This window comes from Victivallis sp. (assembly GCF_048170485.1).
Lineage (GTDB): Bacteria > Verrucomicrobiota > Lentisphaeria > Victivallales > Victivallaceae > Victivallis.
The window spans coordinates 1-4,816 of record NZ_DBEXAY010000204.1 but is presented as its reverse complement, the minus strand read 5'-3'; the positions used below and the strand labels follow the sequence as shown (position 1 = coordinate 4,816).

The following is a 4,816-nucleotide window of genomic DNA, read 5'->3' as shown; positions in this document are numbered from 1 at the left end:
CCCGTCGGGGTGGAGCAACGCTTCTTCCCCCATTGTCCGTTTGGCCGGTGAAAGAGGAAATACTCTTTTTCAACCAGGAACACTCTGATTTCCGGGGAGTATTCCGAAATCGTTTTCTTCCTCTTTCCCGCCGGCGGAGTGAAACCGCGCGGCGTGTATTTTCTTTCTTGTCTTAGCGGGTCAGGTGATATGCCATGACGCCGCCGGGGAACTGATGGGTGTCCGCCCGGAAACGGTAGACGCCGTTCTGAAGGCTCCCCTTGACGGAACCGCAGGGGGTCCCGTCGCAGTGGAGCGCGGTCACCGTGCAGGGGCGGTCCGAGACGAACTCCACGGTGGCGGTTCCCTTCCGGACCAGCAGCGGCAGATTGCCGCGATACAGCACCAGCCGTTTGCTCCGGTTCGAGAACTTGAGACCGCTGCTCGCCACGTCGGTCAACTGAAAGAACAGAACGGAGGAACTTTCCGACAGCGCTTTGCCATCCAGTGAAATCGCGGCGATCGTCTGAAATCCCTCCGCCTGCCGGACGCGCAGCTGCCCTGCGGCCAGATCCCCGGAGCTGAGCGTGACGGATTCCGTGCGGGGCGAGGTCACGGTGAAGGTGTTTTTTCCGGCGTCCAGCCGGAGTTCCCCGGTGACGCTGACTGCGAGTTTCCGGCGGTTCGCCTGTTCCCACAGGGCGGCGATTTCCCGATTCTTCAGGCGGTCCGGCCGGGTCGCATCCGCCGGAAGCACCGGAAGCAGAGAGGGCGTCCCGCTCCGGCGATCCTCCGGCTGCGAACCGACGGCGGTGATCAGGCCGAGATTTTTGAAGGCGAGCGGAAATCCGGTGATCAGCTTCCGCTCGAAGCTGTTCCGGGGGACCTGATAGGAGCAGAGAATTTCAGCAGGTTTCACATCGCCGCGCAGAAACATCGCAATCGCAATGCGGTCGGAAAACTGCGCCAGCGGATCGTTGACCGCATTGAATCCGTAGGCGCTGACGACCTGCTCGATGTCGCGGGCGCTGTGACTCCAGGCGAAGCGGTAGAGGGCATCCCAGTTCTGGAGCGCCGCATAACCGCCGATCAGCGGTCCGGCTTCCGCGCGGTAGAGATTGGGGTTGCAGTAGTTGAATTCCGTGACGAGGAACGGCTTGCCCGGCAGGCGGGTCGGCATGAGATCCCGGGGAACGGAGGCCATATCGCTGATCGCGGAGCGTTGCAGATAGGAGAACGGCAGATTCCAGCGGTTCTTCGGGAAGCCGGGGTGGTCGAAATAGGCGTGATTGTCCACCACATCGAAGTGATCGCGCAGCAGTGCCAGCGGAATCTCGCGGCCGCAGTTCAAACTGGTCACCAGCGCTTTCACGCCGAGCTCCTCCTTGACGAAGCGGATCTGTTCGACCAGTGCCGCCTCCTGCAGTTCATGCAGAAAGAGCCGGAATACCGGGTTGTTGTGAGCCGCTTTCGACGGCGGCAGATTGCGTTTCGCGCAGTACTCCTGAAATTTTTTGCGGTAGAGCGCGGCGGCGGCCTTGCTCCGGTTCCAGTACAACGTCAGCGGTTCCTCGTTGACCAGGTTGATGCAGTAGAGCGCCGGTTCCGCCGCCCAGGTGTGCCCCGTGTAGGGGTTTTTGTGGAGCATCCATTTCCGGGCGAAGCTCTTCCAGTTTTCCATCGCGGCTTTGCTCACCGGCAGCAGAATCTTCATTTGCGGCTGCTCTTTTTCGATGAACTCCGGAATGTGATCGCCCGGTTTGAATTTCCGGTTGGTGTAGAGATCGGTGGTGACGTAGATGCCTCTCTCCTTCATCCGGAACAATAGATAGTCCAGCCGGTCGAGCTGTTCCGGATTCAAGGTGACGGAGTCCGGTGCCGCCGGATCGGTCAGCAGCGTGTCGTGATGGTGAATCCGGACCGTGTTGTATCCGCAGCCGGCGAGATGGTCCGCGAGGCGGTCCACCTCCTTTTTCGAGAGGAAATTCGCCGTGAAGCAGAGGTTCGGCCCGTAGAGGCGGATGCGTTTTCCGGGCGCGCGTTCAAACGTCAGATGCCCGGCGGGAGAGGGCCGGATGAACCCGTATTTCCCGGCGGGAGCGTCGAGGAGAAACGAGAAGTCGAGCGGCGTGTTCCGCGGATTTTTCCGCTGGAAGAGCAGAGGTTTCCATTCGGCGTTCTCCCGGATGACCAGCGGCTGGTTGTCGAGCGGGACAAGAGGCGTCGCTTCCGGAGTGAGGAGAACTCCGGCGATCATCCAGATCACCTGCGGGGAGGCGACTTCAAAGCGAAGCTGTTTCGGCCCTTTTCGCTTCAGAGGGAAACTGGAGACGTAAAGGCCTGCGGAATGGGTCTGCGCTTCGGTCTGCCAGGCGATCGCCGCGTTCCGGGCGTCGGAGGGATTCTGCCAGTTGCCGCAGTCGATCCGCGCCCGGACCGGAATCCGCTCGATGGAGCCATCCGGATATTCTGCGCAGAGGATTCCGAGCGTCCGGCCCTGCGGTGGAGTCCATGCCGAAGCGTGCAGGAGGTTGACCGCGCCGGCCCGGTTTTCCGGCAGGGAGAGCGTGACGCTCTGCGACGTGAATTTGCGTTCCTTCCCGCTGAGGATGACGGCGTTGTTCCCGGTTGCGGCTGCGGGCGCGGGAATGTCGAACGTGAGGCCGCCGAAACGGAGTTTCCCCGGCTGGAACATGTGCAGATCGCACTCCGGGCCCTGATCGGTCCAGCCGCCTTTGCCGTCTCCGGCGGTTTCGTCACGGAAGCCGGCGTTGGCGGCAGAGGCGAGGGAGACCGGCTGTGCCGGGAGCGGTTCGACGGTAAAACGGAGGTTCAGCGTGGCTTCCGTCATCGCCCCGGCATCCGGCGTGGCCTTGAAACGGATGGAGAGGCTTTCCGTGCCGAACTTTCTGTTGTCCTGCACCAGCAGATTCAGCGGCGAACCGGTGACCGTCACCTGATAGCCGTTGGCGACGGGGAGGCGGAGCGAGGTTGCCTTGCGGCGGAGCAGAACGGTTTTTCCGGAGGCGGCGAGAAGTGTTTCCGGTTTGCCGTCGACCAGAACGGTCCGGGATTGCCGCGGGAGCGTGATCACCCCATGCAGGGAGCCGAGAGAGACGGCGTCGGGGAATTTTACCTGAAGTTTCACGTCGAAGGAGCGGGGACCCGCCGGGCGGATGGATTCCGTGACCGAGCCGGAGGCGAACTGCGGAGGCAGTTTCGCCGTGAGTTCCACCCCGTCCGGGCGGACGCTTCCCTTGCGGTTGCGCCACGAGCGGTTGTCTCCCGGCGACCAGTCGGCCGTGAACTGTTGAAAACGGAATTCCGCGTCTCCGATTTGAAAGGACCCGTCCCCGCGGAACGTCACCGCGTCGGGGAGCGTCGCCGCTCCGAGCGGCAGCTGGAGAAAGAACAGCAGAACGGCATAAACGGCAGATTTCATCGACAACTCCTTTTCCTCTGGTTCAGTAACGGCTGGGCAGCTGGGCGGGGTAGACTCTGTCACCGGAGCTGGTGAGGAACTGCCGGACATTGGTCGGACTGTTCCAGAAAGTCTCTCGGCCGCTTTCGACATGCCCGTCCATGAAAGAGGCGTTCGCCCGGTTCTCATGCCAGAGCATGATGCCGCTGTTTTCGACGATGTTGTGGGTGGAGAAGGTCCAGGCGCAGCGGCCGAACTCTTCATGACCCTTCACATAGCCGCTGTCGGCATTGAGGATGGTTCCGGAGGGCTGCCGCATCTTCCCCAGCGAGTAGTAGCGGCCTCCGTCGACCTCCACGCAGAAATCCCCCAGGGCGATCTTTTTCTTCGAAGGATTTTTGGCGTACCAGTCATAGTCGGCAAGGCAGTTGGACATGCCGTAGACCCGGAACTGAAGTTTCCCGACGCTCGTTGCACGGGGCGTGGCGGTCACGGACGGGCAGAACAGCACCTTCGAATCCAGCCCTTCCGTGCCGTCGATCGTGACGCTGGAGGCGGAAAGGTACCGGTTGTTGGTGTATGCCCAGTGAGCCCCATGGTGAGGGGGATATCGCGGTGGAGCTTTGGAAAAAATTAGAGCTGGCAGAAAATGATGCCGTCTGGCGTTTGAGCGCCAGACGGCATTCCCCGCTTCATAATAATGAGCCTGAGCTCATTGACTCTTTTGGTTCTCCCTTGGGGATCAGAGAATCAATCTGCGCTGCCGGAGTGGAATTCAAACGCGGCAGAACGTCTTCGAGCCACTTGCGAAAGCAGATGCCGTTCGCTTTGCATGTTGCGGCGAATGAATACAGAATTGCGAGCCGCTGCCCACCTGCTTCACTGCCGGCAAAGAGGCAGTTCTTTCGGAGGATCGCAATTCCCCGGTTGAGTCGTTCGGCCGGGTTGTTGTCGATATTTAACCGGGCATCTTTCAGGAATTTTTTGAGCTCCTCTTCGATATTCAGGGCATAAGAGACGGCTTGCGCGACCGGTGAAGATGGACGCTCCGACTCCTTGAGAACCCGGCACTGCGCAAAAAATTCCTGGACCAGCTTCTGAGACTGCCGGCGTGCATTTTTCCGCTCTTGAAAGAGTGCGGTTTCCGTGCCCTTCTTTTCCGCCCTCTCTTTTGCACTCCGCTCAATTTTGTATAGGGCTTGTATCATTTTCAGCGGAACCTCAGCTTTCGTATATCCGCATTCGACGGCCTGCAGAAAGCGTCTGCGGACATGCGCCCAGCAACAGGCGACCTCGCAGTCCAGTTTTTCATAGGCTGTGTAAGAGTCTCTGATAATTGTTCCGGTGTAATCTCCGAGCAGACTTTTTGCGACATCCCGGGATCGGGACGGCGAAAAGTGAAAGGCGATCATCGGC

The 4,816-nt window shown here is 60.4% G+C and carries 3 protein-coding genes; all 3 read right to left on the bottom strand.

Features of this window, described 5'->3' with window-relative positions; all coding sequences use genetic code 11:
- Positions 1-172 precede the first annotated feature (172 nt).
- Positions 173-3,421: a hypothetical protein gene (locus ACMLHG_RS10650; protein WP_417170485.1), complete on the bottom strand. Its 3,249-nt coding sequence runs from the start codon at positions 3,419-3,421 to the stop codon at positions 173-175.
- A gap of 22 nt (positions 3,422-3,443) precedes the next feature.
- A complete protein-coding gene (locus ACMLHG_RS10645; protein ID WP_417170484.1) occupies positions 3,444-3,911 on the bottom strand; it encodes a hypothetical protein in 468 nt (155 codons plus the stop codon).
- A gap of 181 nt (positions 3,912-4,092) precedes the next feature.
- The coding region (tnpC, locus tag ACMLHG_RS10640) for an IS66 family transposase (protein WP_417170483.1) at positions 4,093-4,816 on the bottom strand (724 nt) is incomplete at its 5' end.

Bases quoted from the DNA above. Each gene is read 5' to 3' on its own strand.
- ACMLHG_RS10650 (WP_417170485.1), bottom strand. From the start codon at position 3,421: ATGAAATCTGCCGTTTATGCCGTTCTGCTGTTCTTTCTCCAGCTGCCG.